18 protein-coding genes are annotated in these 16201 nt (G+C 43.3%); 6 read left to right on the forward strand and 12 right to left on the reverse strand.

The features are described from left to right. From LHL18_RS12505 to LHL18_RS12555, 11 genes are all read right to left on the reverse strand, one after another. Positions 1 to 288, reverse strand: a 288-nt coding sequence (locus LHL18_RS12505) for an arsenic resistance protein (protein ID WP_404817937.1), incomplete at its 3' end; no start/stop codon positions are given. 41 nt (positions 289 to 329) lie between these two features. Next, positions 330 to 734: an arsenate reductase ArsC gene (locus tag LHL18_RS12510; RefSeq protein ID WP_226767334.1), complete on the reverse strand. Its 405-nt coding sequence runs from the start codon at positions 732 to 734 to the stop codon at positions 330 to 332. Positions 735 to 744: 10 nt separating this feature from the next. After that, entirely contained in the window at positions 745 to 1095 is a 351-nt protein-coding gene (locus LHL18_RS12515) for an ArsR/SmtB family transcription factor (protein ID WP_134059258.1), read from the reverse strand. Positions 1096 to 1299: 204 nt separating this feature from the next. Further along, positions 1300 to 1488, reverse strand: coding sequence for a helix-turn-helix domain-containing protein (locus LHL18_RS12520; RefSeq protein ID WP_134059300.1), 189 nt, complete (start codon positions 1486 to 1488; stop codon positions 1300 to 1302). Between the two features lie 74 nt (positions 1489 to 1562). Further along, positions 1563 to 1970, reverse strand: a complete 408-nt coding sequence (locus LHL18_RS12525) for a DUF2787 family protein (RefSeq protein ID WP_134059261.1) — start codon at positions 1968 to 1970, stop codon at positions 1563 to 1565. A gap of 28 nt (positions 1971 to 1998) precedes the next feature. Next, positions 1999 to 2445, reverse strand: a complete 447-nt coding sequence (locus LHL18_RS12530; RefSeq protein WP_134059264.1) for a JAB domain-containing protein — start codon at positions 2443 to 2445, stop codon at positions 1999 to 2001. 78 nt (positions 2446 to 2523) lie between these two features. Next, on the reverse strand, positions 2524 to 2982 hold the full coding sequence (locus LHL18_RS12535; protein ID WP_134059267.1) for a DUF6641 family protein: 459 nt from the start codon (positions 2980 to 2982) through the stop codon (positions 2524 to 2526). Positions 2983 to 3014: 32 nt separating this feature from the next. Beyond that, complete coding sequence (locus LHL18_RS12540) at positions 3015 to 5027, reverse strand: AAA family ATPase (RefSeq protein WP_226767335.1); 2013 nt, start codon at positions 5025 to 5027, stop codon at positions 3015 to 3017. 2 nt (positions 5028 to 5029) lie between these two features. Beyond that, complete coding sequence (locus LHL18_RS12545; protein ID WP_166670489.1) at positions 5030 to 5947, reverse strand: tyrosine-type recombinase/integrase; 918 nt, start codon at positions 5945 to 5947, stop codon at positions 5030 to 5032. 149 nt (positions 5948 to 6096) lie between these two features. Then, entirely contained in the window at positions 6097 to 8853 is a 2757-nt protein-coding gene (locus tag LHL18_RS12550; RefSeq protein WP_134059636.1) for a UvrD-helicase domain-containing protein, read from the reverse strand. 233 nt (positions 8854 to 9086) lie between these two features. Beyond that, positions 9087 to 9752, reverse strand: a complete 666-nt coding sequence (locus LHL18_RS12555; RefSeq protein ID WP_134059639.1) for a hypothetical protein — start codon at positions 9750 to 9752, stop codon at positions 9087 to 9089. A 405-nt stretch (positions 9753 to 10157) separates the two neighbouring features. Here LHL18_RS12555 and LHL18_RS12560 point away from each other — a divergent pair, with 405 nt between their 5' ends. The 6 genes from LHL18_RS12560 (at position 10158) to LHL18_RS12585 (ending at position 14731) form a co-directional block, all read left to right on the forward strand. Then, on the forward strand, positions 10158 to 10529 hold the full coding sequence (locus LHL18_RS12560) for a hypothetical protein (protein WP_134059642.1): 372 nt from the start codon (positions 10158 to 10160) through the stop codon (positions 10527 to 10529). 116 nt (positions 10530 to 10645) lie between these two features. Next, complete coding sequence (locus LHL18_RS12565; RefSeq protein ID WP_134059645.1) at positions 10646 to 11098, forward strand: hypothetical protein; 453 nt, start codon at positions 10646 to 10648, stop codon at positions 11096 to 11098. A gap of 631 nt (positions 11099 to 11729) precedes the next feature. Next, entirely contained in the window at positions 11730 to 12170 is a 441-nt protein-coding gene (locus tag LHL18_RS12570) for a hypothetical protein (RefSeq protein WP_134059648.1), read from the forward strand. Positions 12171 to 12189: 19 nt separating this feature from the next. Next, positions 12190 to 12957 (forward strand): hypothetical protein, encoded by a 768-nt coding sequence (locus LHL18_RS12575; RefSeq protein WP_226767336.1) that lies wholly within the window; start codon positions 12190 to 12192, stop codon positions 12955 to 12957. 282 nt (positions 12958 to 13239) lie between these two features. Then, positions 13240 to 13449 carry a helix-turn-helix domain-containing protein gene (locus tag LHL18_RS12580; RefSeq protein WP_134059653.1) on the forward strand — a complete coding sequence of 70 codons (210 nt, stop codon included), beginning with the start codon at positions 13240 to 13242 and terminating at the stop codon, positions 13447 to 13449. Between the two features lie 184 nt (positions 13450 to 13633). Next, positions 13634 to 14731 (forward strand): glycosyltransferase family protein, encoded by a 1098-nt coding sequence (locus tag LHL18_RS12585; RefSeq protein WP_226767337.1) that lies wholly within the window; start codon positions 13634 to 13636, stop codon positions 14729 to 14731. A 451-nt stretch (positions 14732 to 15182) separates the two neighbouring features. On the opposite strand, the gene LHL18_RS12590 is transcribed toward LHL18_RS12585, so the two are convergent. Further along, complete coding sequence (locus LHL18_RS12590) at positions 15183 to 15887, reverse strand: UTRA domain-containing protein (protein WP_008224191.1); 705 nt, start codon at positions 15885 to 15887, stop codon at positions 15183 to 15185. Positions 15888 to 16201: the final 314 nt, after the last annotated feature.

The following is a 16201-nucleotide window of genomic DNA, read 5'->3' on the forward strand; positions in this document are numbered from 1 at the left end:
CAACCAGCCCAGTGCGGCCATCGTAAAAGGTTTAACCAACCAGTTCATCACCAGCGTAAGCATGATACCTTTTGGCTTTTTGCTTACGTCCTTAATTGCGCCGAAGTCTATCTGTACCATCATGGGATAAATCATTAACCAAATCAGCAGTGCCACTACTAAGTTAATTTGCCCGTATTCAATCGCCGCTATCGCATGAAACACACCGGGCATTAGATTGCCAAGCACAACACCTGCGGTAATACATAACGCCACCCACACTGATAAATACCGCTCAAAAATCCCCATATTTCACTCATCCCCTTTAGTACAAACCGTGTCCGAAGAACTTACAGCAATGCGCAGAGCGATAAGACATGCTGCCTAATCTCATCTCTGGCGATACGAAACCCCTGCAATAGCTGCTCTGGTGTTTCCCGGCCTGCGGAAGGCTCATTTATCGGCCAGTGTAACCGCTGAACTTTGCCCAGAAATACCGGACACACTTCTTCTGCACACAAAGTGATAACCGCATCCACGGCACTGCTGTCGATATCCTCAACCGCTTTTGAATAATGCGTGCTGATATCAATACCCAGCTCAGCCATTGCCTTAACCGCATAGGGGTTAAGTGCCGAAGGTTCAGAGCCAGCACTTTGCACGACGATATTCGCTGGCAGATAGTGTCTGGCTAATCCTTCGGCCATCTGACTACGGGCTGAGTTTGCTACACACAGAAAGAGAATGTTCTTCATGATTGCACCGTCATTTACACATCAAAGTATCGTTTGCTGAGACACAGCACGTTTCATCATTGGTAACTTGACTGCTGGCAATCTGCTGTAACAAATCCAGTAACGGCAATAGCTGTTCAGGGTTAAGGCTGTAACACACCCGAGGGTGTTCTATTTCACCGGTAACGATTTCTGCCGTTTTTAATATGCGTAGGTGCTCTGACACGGTTGATTGAGCGAGGCCAACTTCGCTGGTGATTTCACCACCAATACAGGAAGGCTTGCTCAGCAGTAGACGGATAATTTGTATGCGGGCAGGATGTGCAATTGCTTTGGCGATAGCAGCCAGTTGATCATTGGAGACAGAATTGAGTTTGTTCATAGAAATTCTTATCGTTATTCGACGATTGACGAATATAGGAAATGCTTGGACACTAGTCAAGTTCAAAACGACATGATCGATAGTTGAAGGGTAGGTTAAACGTGTGTGGGGTGAGGATATGGATTTTACTTATTGTGGAAATGGTCAATTAGGGTAGTGATGCTTGCTTGATGGTCAAGCAAGCTTTTTCTGAAAAGAATGAAATTACAGTTTATTTACCTGGTTAATCGATGAGCGATAATCGATACCTAACCACTGACAGATCTCCAAAAACTCTAGGATATCCAATCCCCGAATACCCTGTTCAATTTTGCCAAAGTAGCTATGCGGCTTGCCGCTGATGGCTGATAGGTCACGCATTGTTAGCCCCTTAGCATTTCGCTGCTCCCGCAACCAATTACCCAGTGCAATTCGCTTTGGGCTGGCTTTTAGGTGGGCTTCACCCCGCTTTGGTTTGTATGCTTCCATTAAATCACCTCCACCTCAAAAACTGCCATATCCAGCCAGTAGGTTAAAAAGTTGTCTTCCCATATCGGATAGATTTCTCTGGCGACTTCGATAGGGTAGTAGCCGGTCATGTCCTGAAAGGTGCCAGCGATAAACTCGAAGTCCAAAGACTTCACCAGCTCTGCACAATCACCAATACCGGCATAACAAAAGTCGGTGATGTAACAGATGTCATAACGGCCACTGGTGCCGGTAAGCAGTATTTCAACCGGGTGGTAGCCGCCATCTTCTGCACTGTATTTCGGGTCCCGAAAGTTTACGCAGACAAATTCTGCCAGTGGCTCTCGGTGTGGCTCGATGGCTTTAATCAGTGCATCGATAAATCGCTTTGTTACAGGCAAAGCTAAGCCCTCGTACTGAATACGCATAATGTTTACTCCTGAATAAATAGGGTGTTTACTTAAAAATATGAGCGTGGGTTTGTCGCATGCTAGTGTGTTGGTTAAGGCCGATAATCACATGGTCCAGCACGGTGATATTTAAGATGTTGCCAATCTCGATGACCCGCTCGGTAAAGCGCACATCGGCTTGGCTCGGCTCACTTAACCCCGATGGGTGATTGTGAATTAGGATAACCGCCTTTAAGTTTAAAATGACTGCCGTGCGTAGCAGCTCAACCGGCCTTGTGCTGATTGCATCGGCAGTGCCTTTTGCTACCACTTCAAAGCAATTCACTTCGTGCTGTGCGGTGAGGTTCACCACGATAAACACTTCTTTGGTTTCATGCTTGAGGTAGTCAAAAAGCTTACCGATGACTTCAGGGCTGTTAGCTGTTTTACCGGTAATGTCACAGTCCACCTCTTTAAAGCGGTAGGTCAGTTCTATTTCTCGCAGGGTTGCCAAAATGCACCTCCAAAACCTGCTAAACGTTTTTTAACCTGACAGAATGAATTGGCCGGCACAGTGACCGGCCATATGGCATCACTTTTTATCCGTGGTTTTGGCTTTAGGCGGTTTCGGAGGTTTTGCCGGTGACAGTTGTAAGATCTGCGCATCCAGCTCACCGCTCTCAACGGCCTTGATGATGGTGCTAATGACGGTCGGTAAGTCTTCTTTCTTACCGACATCGATTGCCGCTTTGCCTTTTTCCAGCTCCAGCGTTTTTAGCCCAACTTTGATTTCAAAGTAGTAGTGCTCGTTGTCATCAAAGTACCAGGGGCGAACCGCTTTGCGTGTGCGTACGGTTTTGCGCTCACCGGTTTCGGGGTCTTTCACCTTTTTATCTTTATAGGCTTCATAAGCCTGACCATCTAACATGGCCTGCGCCATTGCCTGCTGCTCATCCAGCTTTTCAATCAGTTTTAGGCGCTTGCCTAAGATGGGTGGTTTGGGCTCAATTTTTGGGCGAGCGATAACCTTGAGCGAACTCAATATAGACATAGTGTGTTTTCCTTATAGTGTTGGCTTAGTGGCTATTTCACAAAGCCGATGGGGGTTTTAGGTTGCTTGCGGTTGTTTTCATCGGTCAGCACGGCAAGCGCTAACTGACGATGTTCGTGCGCTGCGCTAAAGCGCAAACGACGGGTTAAAAGTGCAAAATCGCCGGGTGTTAATCTGCTGAGCGAACTTAGCTGCGCAGTCTCTAACGTCGATAGCTGTGGAACGCTCACAGTGCGCTTGTACAGCGTTAAAACTTGCGGCGTGCTCAAGTAGTCACACTGCAACTTGAAATCAAAGCGGCGTAATATAGCGCTATCCAAAGCTGTTTCGAAATTAGTTGCAGCGAACAGCGGGTAGCTAAAGCACTCAAGCTGCGCCAGCAGTTCGTTAACCACTTGCCGCTCGTGGTGCATGTTTAGCCGCTCCCGGCTGGTCAGTAGGCTGTCTACTTCATCAAGCAGTAACATCTGGTTGTTGCGGTGTGCTTGCTGAAAGAGCCGTGCGATTTGTTTCTCAGAGCCGCCGACATATTTACTCAGCACATCCGAGCTTAATACCCGCTTCAGTTCACGCTTATGTTGCTCGGCCAAGTGATGCGCCAGCGCGGTTTTACCGGTGCCCGGCGGACCACTAATCAACACCCGAATTGGCGCATTAGTCGCAACAGCATGGTTTATCTGCTTGAGTACCGCACCGGACTGTTTGATGTTCAGTAGCGACATATCAAACGCCAGCTCTGCCTGATAACGCATACTGTCATCCCACAAGTCGCAGGCGGTCAGGCTGTTTTCAATCACATCTTCAATAACGCCTTGTGCCAGATTACGCTTCACGCCCAGTGTTCTGGCAACATGGGAGGCATTAGCAAGTAGTGCCGGTGTCAGGTTAGGGGTTTTACTCAGCTGAACATGAAACTCACTGCTTACCCCTAAACCTTTAAACTCAGTGCGGCTCATTTTCTCCAGCACTTCATCTTTGGGGGCATTAACCGGCATCACCAGCTTAAAGCGGCGAATGTAACTGTGCTCTAACTGGTCAACGTAGTTGGTTATCCAGATAGTCGGCACAGCATTTTGCTCTAACAGACGATGCACAGACTCTTTGGAGTAATGCGTATCCGCACTGTAAAACAAGCTTTCACATTCATCGACCAGCAACATCATGGCGCTGCCGCCCATTAAGCTTTGCAACATAGTGATGTACTGAATACGCTGGGTGTCTGAGCTTTTTGCACCAAACTCGTTTGACAAAAAGCCATCGTCCATACGCATATTGCGGGCTTCATATAGTGGAACGGATAAACTCTGCGCCAACACTTTAGCCAGTGCCGTTTTACCGCTACCGGCTTCGCCATACAAAAGAATGTTTACGCCACTAAGCTGCTGACTCACGGCCTCGGCCAGATAGCCTTGCAATAGCGCCACATCGACATACTCAAAATCCTTAGTCGATAACTGAGTAGGCTCACTGGCGCATAACACATGCTGCAGCAACTGCGATTTACTCTCTATCGTCTCGTTGGTCAGCACATAAAGCATACTGGCCGGAATCGTGATGTCTTGAAGCTCATTCAGATACCGGTCTACCAGTATTACGCCGTTTTGCTGCAACACCGATAAGCTATGTGAGACATCCGTCGCCGTTAAGCCCGACACATCACACATCAGCTTTTCCAGTGCTTTGTCTTCAAAGTAACCGCCCACAAAATCGACCAGCTGATTAAGCCCTTGATTGACGTTCATCAACACCAGAAAGCCCAAAGCAGGACCAAACGTAGCTTCCACGCCAAACAAGGTGCATAGTGTGGCAAGGTTCTGCTCAACACGCTCAGTCAGCTCTGGCTTGGTATCAACAAAGGACAGGTGTTTAAGGGCGGTTTCACTTGTCAGCTCAGCATCTTCAAACGACTGGCCGGTAATGCGTTTTAAAATGGTGCGGTTAACGTTTGTCATTGCGACATCAACGTCTATCAGGCTAATTACTTGTTTGGCATAAAAGGCTGCCAGGTAATGACAGGGAAGCGGTGTACGGGGTGGGGTAATCATCGTTACCTCCCGCTATTACCATTACTGCTGCCATAACTTAACGACCTCGCCGCCTGCTGCATAAACTGCATATCCCGCTTATCGTAGATGGTGGTCGTGGTAATAGACGCATGACCGGCCATTTGCCGCACGGTATTTAAATCGACATTCTGCTCAAGTAAGCGGGTAATAAAGGTACGGCGTAAATCATGCGGTGAGGCATTTTCAACGCCGATTCGCTGCAACTTGGTTTTAACCAGCCTCAGTACCAGCCACACACTTAGTCCGGTAGTCAGTTTCACTTTGCCGCTGGCCTGCACCGGACAAAACAGATAACCGGGCTGCCTTGAGCGCAGTGTTAACCAGTTCTTTAAGTGGTTAAGGCTCCAATCAGGTAAGAACACCGTGCGGGATTTATTGCCTTTACCGTTACGCACCAACAGCGCCTGCTTATTCGCATCGAAGTCTTTAAGCTCAAGCGCCACCAGTTCACTGCGACGAAGACCGGTGCCAAGCAGTACCGCAAACATCGAAATGTTACGTATGCCTGTTTCGGTTCTTGAGCGTTCTAGTAGCGCAAATAGCGCCTGAACCTGCTTCTGTGTTAGCGCGGTGCCGGGATATTCAGCGTGTTTTAGCTGACTCAGACTACTTAGCTGACTTAACTGCTCGCTATCGGCCAGCTTCATCATCACAGCGATTTTGACGATATTGCGAATAGCTACTTGTGCCCGGTTAATTGAGCGTGCAGCCCAACCAGCGTGTTGCAGCATGGCACGTATTTGCAGCATGTCTTGATAGTTAACTTGGTTGAAGCGGCTAACATCGTCAACCGGCCAATTCATGATTTTAGCGACACTTCGAAGCTGTGACGAAATAGACGTTCTGCTATTAGCCGACAGCCTGCTTAGGTAAAGCGAATACGGCGAAGCTGTACTCATAGAGCACCTCGTTAGATAGTGATAATCAGATTGAAATAGGGTGAGAAGGGGAGCGCAAGAGAGAGCGCTACACTATGGTAGCGCTGGTGTTGGTGGAATTGCGAGCGGCATTTTTGACACGGTTACTTTACTAAAGATGGGATGGTCAACTACTTATAAAGTGAGTGGTGAATGTCATGCAGAATGTTGGTGGTACTTGCTTTTTTACTCTGACCTTTTGAAGTGTCGTAGTAAGGCAAACAGCTTGGGTTGTAGAAAACTTTTAGTCTGTCTTTGGCACGCGAACATGCCACATACAGATTGCACATTTCCTGCTTTCGGGCAGAGAGTTTGCCTTTGCCAAGTGACGTGTCAAAAACAAGCGTAATGTTAGCTTCTAACCCTTTACCTTTGTGAGTGTTGGTAAAAATAATGTCCATCCCCTCTATTATTTCTTTTGCGGCTTCCTTAAGTTCATCAATGAGTTTTTTATAATTTGATAAAACAAGAACGCTTTTCTTTGTGCTGAGCGCTTTAATCTTTTTCAGATCTTGAAGCAGCTCTGCCTTAGCTTGCGTAAAGTCAGAAACAGGTTTTAATACTGGCAGATACTGACTCTTATCTTGTGATATTGCTAACGACAACGTACCGCTAATACCTTGACGAATAGCATTACAAAAATTAACGATGCCGTTATTGGATCGATAACACTTCCTCAGCGCGAACTTCTTTGCGTTGTGAAACATCATTGTGAATTTTTCTAATACCGCAACCTTTGCGCCACGAAAGCCAAATATCGACTGTGCCGGGTCTCCAACGCAGAAGATATTGGCTTTCTGTTGGCTCAATGCTTTTAGAATTTCCCACTGCACTTCACTTGAATCTTGCGCTTCATCCAGAAAAATATATTTCTGCTGTTGCGCGAGAGTTTTCGCAAACTCGACGTTTTCCAGATTCGTTTTCATAATAAGTAAAATGTCATTAAAGTCTTGCAGACGCATCCGCTTCTTGTGCTTGCTATAACGCAGGAACACTCGACATACCGATTCTTCATACTCAAGAAGTTCAGGCGCGAGCTTTTTAATAGATGTAGGAACGTGTGGTTTGGCAAAGTTAGTACTGTGATTGATTACACTTACCACCTTCTTACGCAGCGAAACACTGCCACAGATCTCCTGATTACCTACACTGTCTATAAAGCGATTAATCAATGTTTCTGCATCATTAGCGTTGAGTATTGTGAGATCACTAAACTTCTTCATTGTCTGATTACACCAACGACTGAACGTGCTCACCGTCACACGAATAGCGCCAGGACACTTTTTTAGCAGTTGCTTTTTAAAGTGATTCGCTGCTTTATTAGTAAAGGCAAGCACGCAGATTTGCTCTGGTGATACACCTTTTTGTTCTATAAGGTAACTGATACGCTTAATCATCGTCGTCGTTTTGCCAGAGCCAGGTGTACCCTCAACATAAATATTCTGCACGTCCGATGTGATTATTTCGTCCTGATCTGAGCAGCGTTCATGCAGTATTTCCTGAAATGGCAGAAGTGAATCTCGCGCTTCATTAACTGCCTGTGTGTAGTTGAAGTTCGATGTAAAACCAACTTTCTGAGGCGCCAATATGCTTGACTGCAGTTGAGTTAAATGCGGTAAAAATGCAGCCAGTACTTTCTCTTCATCAAACTTTAGGTAGGCGTCTTCCGCACTGAACAGCTCCCTTAGCTTTTTCATTTCGTCAACCGACTTGTCACGAACTAACTTTTTTAGTATGCGAGGTGATACATGCTGTAGTGCTGATGGTTTAACAAATATCGTATTACCAAACTCAGGTTTTAGTTGCGCCAACTGGTCAAGGTGAAGTGTAACTTTTTTCCCAATACCCGACTTTTTATCCCCAGTTAAATAAAACTCATCTTCATGTTTAAACTCATAGCGTGCGACTGGAAGTAGTTTGCTATACGCTTTGTTATACCCACCGATTTCTTCTAGTAAGTCGTTAATATTTTCTTGAAGTCCTACCACAATTTCTTCAAATTGTTTGGTCAGTTCTTTTGCCAATTTGTCATACACAGATGCACGTGAATTATCTTCACTCCCAAGGTTTGTCGTCATGGTCAGGCAGTTTTGATCTTCGGGATAACAGGAGCCTGCGCTGACTTTTTTATTAATGGTATCGATAAAGCAAAACAGCTGAGATACGCCAAACATGTTCATGCCTAAATCGACTCGAAGCACTCGTGAGTTGTTCATCAGCTGCGGGTAACGATTGGTTTTTAAGACAGACTTTAAGTGTGAAAACACTAGATCTATCATCCACGGTGCGAAACGTGAGGGAATAAACTCAATTTCTAAATTGTGAGGCAAGGTGCGGCCAGAATTTCTTGGATGTGATTTGTCTGCGAAATATATGTTCACATATTTATACGCATCACCATCAACTTTAAGTTCGAAGCACTTAGTGAAAAAGGGCTTGGTGTCAGCCTTTTTAAAACCCTTATTTTTATTTTTAGCGGCGAGACTGGTAACAGTCAGGTGGCTATTTCTGGTCTTAGTTTTTACTCTTAAGATCCCGTCTTCTTTAGATAGCAGTGAGCAGATATCCTTTTCTGTCAGATCCACTGCTAGAGTTAGATAGTCGATATCAACCAATTCAGCACTGATATTCTGAACGTAGTTAGCTATAAGCTGTTCCTGTTCTGTTGCAATATCATGGTCGGTTATGACATCTATAACTTGTGCAGTGTTATTGACATGTTGGAACTGTGGCACAGTAGTACATGCATTAATTTTGCGCTGATGCGCTGTTTTAATAGCATTCGTTAACTCATTCTTTTTAAAAAAATCATTCAAAAATTCATTGTGAAAAAGTGAGGTTCGCGCAAAAGCGCTATTTGGCTCATCTATGGGTGGTCTAATTCGCATGGAATATCACTTCCTTAAAAACAGTAATTGGTCAAATTTGTACGACGTTTAAGAGAAATTAGTGATGGGAGTGGTTGTAGAGAAAAGCAGCCAGGGAGTACCGGCTGCTCGATTGATTGCTCAATGTATTGGTTCGACAATTACTGAAAAGTAAGTAGAGTTCTTACTATTTCAAGATTGGTTTGAATACGTTGGAACATCTAACATTTTCAAACTGTGTCGATACACAAATACTAACTGGCATCCTTTAAGGCTTTTATAAGCTTGCGGATAACGCTTTTCTTGAATTGGCTCTTCAGCGTCTCTGCAAGTGCTGCCAGAGAATTTTCAGAGGTGTTAAATTTAGACAGAATTGCTTCAAGTTGCTGAACAGGCTCTTGCGCAATCGATGAAGGCTGTTTTTTAAGTTTCAAAGCTATCATTGCTTCAACAACCAAATTTTTAGTGACTGATTTCTTGGTGTTCAGAGTTTTTGTTTTTTCCAGTATGTAATGAAGTACGTTTTCGCATTGTTCTTTAGTCAGCTTGTTCATTTGAAAAAGTGGAGCGTCGTTAAATTTACCGACCATCTTGAGACCACCAATCCGATTTTCCACTCGTGCAGCGACTAACCGCCGGTTGAGAGTTGAGTATTTAGCTCCTAAATTTGTTAAAAGAAAATTCTTCATTGACGAGCAACCAAATTGCCGCCAGCCCTCACGAAGTTCGATTGCAAGCAGAGTGAGTTTTTGAAGGATAGATGTATTTTCAATTGATTCAATCACCATAGCCTTATGGTACTTACTAAACTCAAAATGTTTATTTTGAAGCGCTTTCTCTATCAGCTCGTAGTGCTCTGAATTTACTTCCGGCATTTGAATTTTAAATTTAACTTTGCGTTTTTCAATTTTGCGGTTCATATGAGTTGTCCTAATTCAAAGTTTATTCACCTGTCTCGGTAAGTGGTTACCGATCAGTTTTTGATTTACAGATTTGATTTGGTATGCATGTTGACGAAAATGCGAACTACACACATTCATCAGATGCACATACCGAATGGCCTAGCGATTACTGATTTACAGTTTTAAGAAATTAGGAATTGCAAAAAATAAATGAAGAATTTTCGGCGTTGAATTATCAGTTGAGAGCTCTCAGCTATCTGCATTTTAATGAAATTCAACTTACTTAAATCATCGCAGTTACGGCGATTTTTTGTTGAGATGAAGCTTTATTTATTCGTCGTTACTGCGATAAGATTTGCGATGAACTTAGTTCGCAGTAACGGCGAATATGTCAATCATTGAGAGCTCTCAATTGGGGTGTTTATGAAGCAAAAATTGAGTTACGAAGAGTGGCGTGAAGATATTCGATTTTTGTTCAATGCGGTAAAAGTGCATGGTAGCAAGTCACATCTTTCAAGAGTGGAGGTTTTACTTAAACGGAAAAAGCGGACACCAGCTGAAATAAAGAAATTTGTAGCAGAAGCAGAGGCAATACTGGAAGAGCTTGACTACGAAGGCCGAGACATGTTTTTTAAGGTCTATCGTAACCGCAAACATATGGAAGATAAGACACAAGTTAGAGTGTACATTAATACAAGGGAGCAGTTGCGGAAATTAATGGCGGATTATGACTGGAAAGATTATGACGAGGTTATAGCCGAATTAATAGCTTTTTGGAGGCGGCAAGGTGGATAAAACCTTAGAGCTTTTTACAAAAATAGCGCGAGCTCTAAAATCGTAAAGTTGCTTTACTCAAACTTATTAGTGCTGATAATTTACGGCCTTGAATCATAAACTAAATGGACGATTTAATGGCACCTAAATTTTGGAAGCTTTCCCAAGGCACTGATTTTTTTAGTTATCAAGATATGGCCGACACGATCGAAAATAAGTTGGTCTATGTTCATTCAGACACTCCGGCCAAAGGTAAGTCTCATGAAGCTCAAGGAGCAAACTTTATAGGAGCAGATATTGGTGATTACTTTTATCTTACGCATGGAAATAAAGGAATTTATTTACTAGGCCAACTTATTGGCCCGGCTAATATCTTCTCATTAAAAGGTGATGGGTGGGTTGATAGGCCATTTCGACTAATTCGACTTGCTGCCCCTAATGGGGGATATCTAGGGCCACAGAAATGGTGGGCGCCAAATGACCGTTCAACTTTTACGGCAGTACCTGAAAAGGAGCTCACTGAGTTTGAAACCAATATATTAACGCCGTTTTTTGATATTACTTTTGATAAATTTGGCATTAATGTTTAAATAAAATTCATTTCAAAAAGGCGTAAATCGTTGGTGGTTGTTTAAGTCTAGTAGCCGATGCCTACCTGGTGTACTACTCTATGTCATGATATGTGCAACAGCGTTTTGTAATGTAACATCTACTCCCTAGTGAAATTTGTATAATGCAAAGTACATAAATTTTATTGGGGAGTTTTTATATGCTTTCGGGGATGTTGTCGGTCCTGCGAACATCACCGTTCTATCTGGTAATACTGACCTGATTGGTAGCCCTGATAAACCTGCTGAATAGCTGGCGCTCTGGGAAAAGCCGGATCTGCAGCCCTTCACACAGTTCTCTAACGCCGGTATCGTCAATTACGTTAAGTCTACCGCACATAATCTGATTTCTAGTTGCTGTTACCTGTAACAGAATGGGCTAGAGAGGCATTGAAGCAAAGAAAATCGGTGGGACTGGTTCGTGTCAAAATCGAATGGAAAGTGCCTTGTGTATTCGCGGTTATTCATAAACAGTTTTCCCATAAAGTCACTAAAAGGTAATTGCAAAGTAAATTATAGATTATAAATGTGGTTAAAAAGGTTGACGGTACCTATTTTAGGACTTACCTTTTAAAGGTCCAATCGGACTTTGAACGTATATCAAGGAATAAAGATGAAATTTATCAGAATGTTATTTCCCTCGGCTTTATTTGCGCTTTTTTTCACTACAGCCGCTACAGCTGCCACAGGTTTTTGGGAAAAAAAGGAAACAAACTATACTATATACTTCGATGGAAGTTTTACTCAGAGCTTATTTTATGACCTGCAAACCCCACGTTTGGGTACTCAGATCACTAATGTTGAATGGGAATGGTTTGACTTTGAGAATAATTTTGATACTCAAACAGTTGACCTATGTTATCGCAAGCCGAACACATCGAGCGATTTCACTTGCTTAGATATTTCAAGCAATCCTGTCGGTTCAACTGGACACTTCAATGGGTTCGATGCCAGAGGTACCATGGTGTTACGGTATACTCTCACAGGTGGCACATATTTTGCTCACTGGGACAATAATGTCTTGAACACCATAAGAGTCACCTACGACTATTAAAGATCACTGAGGGGAAGGGATGTTAGTTAACAATGATAAGATGAATTTCGAGGCGGGAAAAACGAAAGCCCAAGATCCTCTGAGCAGATCTTCATCAAATAACAGCAAAATAGATGACTCCAAAATCTCTAATGTTGGGTTAAGTCAGCAGGGACAAAATCTGAATTATTTATACCAGCTGTCTCTAAGTACTGCTCAGCAAAATCCTTCCCCTGTTTATATTGGAGCCGAAAAGCGTATTGAAATACTTGGAAATTCAGTAAATGAAATTGCCAGACAATCAGGTTACGAGTATACCCCAGAGCAAATAAAAAGAGTGGTAGAAGACGTTGCTAAAGGCGTGAATATCACGGAAACACAACCGGGTGATGTGAACGCAAGCAGTGGCTCAGTATATTCGTTCCTCAACAGTGCTGATAAAGCAAAGTTAGCTGATGCTTATCAGCATGCTTTGGATAATAATACCAGTTTGGATGATGTGCGTTTTGCTGCATTCAGCCTGGCTAGATCAAGATTCATTGAGGCTAAAATCAACTCAGGAACAACTTGGGCTGTATATGATCCGAACGAAAATGTGAGCAATATAAAATCTGAAGATGTTGAGGAACTTGAAACGGAAAAATTAACAATTGAAACCGGTTCTGAATATGTCAAATCGTTACTAGAGCAATTCAAAGAAGGCAAACTATTTACGTCTAACCCTTATCTAAGGACTTCATTATTCCAAGACGTATCGTCTTCACTGCTTATGCATAGGCTTCCATCATTTCTTCAAGAGAAGATATGATTTGTAGACTCTGGTTTGATTAATTAGTGTCCACCAATCTCTTTAAACTTAGAGTAAGCCTGAATTTATGGTTTAGGGGTAACTAGTAAACCTCTACTGCCGGTGCAGTGCTTAAAGGGAATGGTTAGGATTTAGGTATTAATCGCGATTCAGAGAATCGTTAAATACAGTTCCCCAATTAGAAAACACAAATCAACTATCCAAGATTGTTGTGAGGACTATAATCCGTGGCGAATGAGTCCTTAAATTCTCATAGTGCACTTCTACTTATGAGGAAGTGTAATGAGCACCATTTCGGTCAAATTCGGACTCAATCTGAGAAAGCAGCGTAAGGCAATTGGCTTGAGCCAGGACAATCTCGCTTTAACCGCTGAAGTTGACCGAAGCTATATCGGTAGAATAGAGCGGGGTGAAGCAAATGTCACTCTAGAAATGCTGTACAAGCTGGCTTCAGTTCTCAACTGTCATCCCAGAGATCTTCTACCCGAGTAAAAGAAATCCTTCTGCTATCACTGCATACTCTGTATGCCTATGAGTAACAACGTTCTTCAAATAGTACCCATAACTTAAAAAATTGCCTTCCAACTATTAGCCAATTACACTCAAAATTGAGGATTATAATCCTCAATTTTGAGTGTAATTCTACGACATAATTGCTTGATAGGAACCATATGGCATGTCCAAAAATGTATTATTGTTTTCCGGCAGTTTTCAGTATGGTGTAGTAGACGACTTCATAAACGGTATCAAACGGGCATTTGAGCTGATTGGATATCGGGTATATGAGGTTAGCTTAAAAGATAAAAGCTCTGATGACGAACTGCTCAGCCAGCTATCACTTATTGATACAACTCAGTTAAAACTCGTACTGTCGGTCAACGCCTTGGCCGTTGAGCTGATAAACAAATTGCCGCAGCTCGCGACGATCCCTTTTTACACTTACCTAGTTGACCATCCAATCCACTTGTTACCGCGATTTTATGGCACCAAAGCAAAGCTTCTCTGTGTAGACAAAGAGCATGTCACTTTCCTATCACAACTTGGTATTCAAGCTCAGTTCTGGCCGCATGCAGTGTGCGATACTGAACTATCAGCTGAATATGTCCCTTTTAGTCAGAAGAAAGGCATTCTTTTTCCAGCCTCATTTACAGATGAAAGCGCACATTTTGCTGAAATCAATAAAGTCGCCCCGAATATCGCAGCGAAGTTAACCGACGCTAATGTTCGCAGCATTTCAGATGTGTTAAGAATGCTCGGATTTATGCAGTCTGGAATATCGCCAAGCGTTCAGCTTAATGAACAGATTGTAACTTTCCTTCGGCGGTGCGATTTATATTTACGAGGGCGTGATAGAAATACGCTGATAAAAGAATGTCATCAGGCAGGGCTTGCACTAACCATTGTCGGTAGTAACTGGGATAAGACGCATCAGTACGGCTCCCATTGCTACTTGCCGGCAGTACCATTTACTGAGTTAAAAAACCTGATTTCAAACAGTCGGTTTGTTCTTCATCATTCACCCGGTTTTGAGCAAGGCCAGCATGAGCGAGTTGTCTATCCATTAGCAAGAGGAACCTCTGTATTAAGCAGTGCTACACGTTACTTATTTGAGTCTTACGGAAGTGATAATGGCGTAGCGTTTTACAATAGTATGGCTGAGCTGAAACAAATTTCAGTATCAGTGTCGGAAGGGCATTACAGCAGTTGGATAAATAATGCCAATAGCATCATAGAGCGCAATGAAACGTGGCGTTCCAGAATTGCTATGTTGTAGTAACGCTTTACCTTGGAACCCGAACTCTGTCTATTAGGGTTCCTAAGCTTTTCAGTGCTTCGGTATAGCAAGAATGTGATTCGCCCACCTGATACCATTGATTACAGCGATACCCGGGTAACATCAAAACAATTCCCTTCTTGCTATTGTCAGCGAGAAGTTTTACAAGTGACAACAAATCCAGTCCAATACCATTCCTGCAGAATTTGCACTGCTTTCTGCCTAGTTACGGAATGATTATCCGCAGTCAATGTCTTTTTATGCGAAATATCTTCAGCGACAAGGTTGTAGTAATGCAAGAGGCTTATTGTTCACATACTTTCCTCAAAGCTCTTAGCTGGAACTACACATCTGCTATGGCAAAGTGCCTAGTAACCGTCAGAGCCAGTAATATTTAGACTGTATTATTGAATATTAAACGAAGTGTACGTGAATTACACCATGGGCAAAATCAAGCATTGATATCCAGGTGGCTTGTGAGTTTAAACCGGTTGGCAGGGTGATACAGAACTGCATAACAGATCGGTTGGCCGTGAGAATGTGTAATCCGGGTGACTTTCAGGCACGGTACTCCATCGTCCACTTGAAGGTTGTGCTTTAGTATTTTCGTAGGCATCACCGCTTCTACCGTTATTTCAGCTTCAGTGACTGGTGCTATTGAGTTTAGATACTCACTGGCAGTTATCTTGCTAAAATCCTGCTGCAAAAACAACGGCACCCGTTCAGCATTTACATAACGTTCTTCCAACTGAATAGGTTGCTCATTCTCTGAGTGCACGATGATAATTTTATAAACCGTTCTGCTATTAAGTGACAGCGTAAATGCGATGGCGTCGTTGGGGATTAGCGTCAGCTTGCTTAACACGGTCATCTTATGCACATGACCACGGGAGCGAATTTCGTCTGCGATATTGCGGATTTCCAATAACGAACTTTGCGCGGCAGGTTCCTTTACAAATGTACCTACACTGGCAACGCGCTCAAGTACGCCACTGTTGACCAGCTCTTCGACGGCTTTTCGCGCGGTCATCCTACTGGCCGAAAAGTGGTTGGCCAATTCGGTTTCCGACGGGATCTGGCTGCCAGCTTTCCATAAACTGGCACTTATCTTCTTTTTAATCTCATTAGAAATGAGGCGGTACTTTGGCAGCTTCATGCAATGTCCATATTACCTATTAACAATAAGTTTGAAGTGGATATACAGCTATACCATTACACCTCAATGCGTGAACGGTAATTTTATACTGGGTTGCACTTCCGCCAACAGATTTTCCACGTTTGATCGGTGCTAAATGGGCGTTTCGCACAAGTTACATGTCAGCAACACTGTGCCAGTATATACCACGCGGCTACGCTGTCAATTTTTAATCAACTCAATCGGTATTCACCAAGGCAATCTTAGAAAATTAATTTCAAAACTGCTGTTGTATATACCGGTATGCTGTTGTATAACAATTGAGCAAGCAGCGA

It is taken from the genome of Rheinheimera aquimaris (genome assembly GCF_020531985.1).
Classification (GTDB): Bacteria; Pseudomonadota; Gammaproteobacteria; order Enterobacterales; family Alteromonadaceae; genus Alishewanella; species Alishewanella aquimaris.

Coding starts and splice junctions, on each gene's coding strand:
- LHL18_RS12510 (WP_226767334.1), bottom strand. CDS start 734: ATGAAGAACATTCTCTTTCTGTGTGTAGCAAACTCAGCCCGTAGTCAG.
- LHL18_RS12515 (WP_134059258.1), bottom strand. CDS start 1,095: ATGAACAAACTCAATTCTGTCTCCAATGATCAACTGGCTGCTATCGCC.
- LHL18_RS12525 (WP_134059261.1), bottom strand. CDS start 1,970: ATGCGTATTCAGTACGAGGGCTTAGCTTTGCCTGTAACAAAGCGATTT.
- LHL18_RS12535 (WP_134059267.1), bottom strand. CDS start 2,982: ATGTCTATATTGAGTTCGCTCAAGGTTATCGCTCGCCCAAAAATTGAG.
- LHL18_RS12540 (WP_226767335.1), bottom strand. CDS start 5,027: ATGATTACCCCACCCCGTACACCGCTTCCCTGTCATTACCTGGCAGCC.
- LHL18_RS12545 (WP_166670489.1), bottom strand. CDS start 5,947: ATGAGTACAGCTTCGCCGTATTCGCTTTACCTAAGCAGGCTGTCGGCT.
- LHL18_RS12550 (WP_134059636.1), bottom strand. CDS start 8,853: ATGCGAATTAGACCACCCATAGATGAGCCAAATAGCGCTTTTGCGCGA.
- LHL18_RS12555 (WP_134059639.1), bottom strand. CDS start 9,752: ATGAACCGCAAAATTGAAAAACGCAAAGTTAAATTTAAAATTCAAATG.
- LHL18_RS12560 (WP_134059642.1), top strand. CDS start 10,158: ATGAAGCAAAAATTGAGTTACGAAGAGTGGCGTGAAGATATTCGATTT.
- LHL18_RS12565 (WP_134059645.1), top strand. CDS start 10,646: ATGGCACCTAAATTTTGGAAGCTTTCCCAAGGCACTGATTTTTTTAGT.
- LHL18_RS12570 (WP_134059648.1), top strand. CDS start 11,730: ATGAAATTTATCAGAATGTTATTTCCCTCGGCTTTATTTGCGCTTTTT.
- LHL18_RS12575 (WP_226767336.1), top strand. CDS start 12,190: ATGTTAGTTAACAATGATAAGATGAATTTCGAGGCGGGAAAAACGAAA.
- LHL18_RS12580 (WP_134059653.1), top strand. CDS start 13,240: ATGAGCACCATTTCGGTCAAATTCGGACTCAATCTGAGAAAGCAGCGT.
- LHL18_RS12585 (WP_226767337.1), top strand. CDS start 13,634: ATGTCCAAAAATGTATTATTGTTTTCCGGCAGTTTTCAGTATGGTGTA.
- LHL18_RS12590 (WP_008224191.1), bottom strand. CDS start 15,887: ATGAAGCTGCCAAAGTACCGCCTCATTTCTAATGAGATTAAAAAGAAG.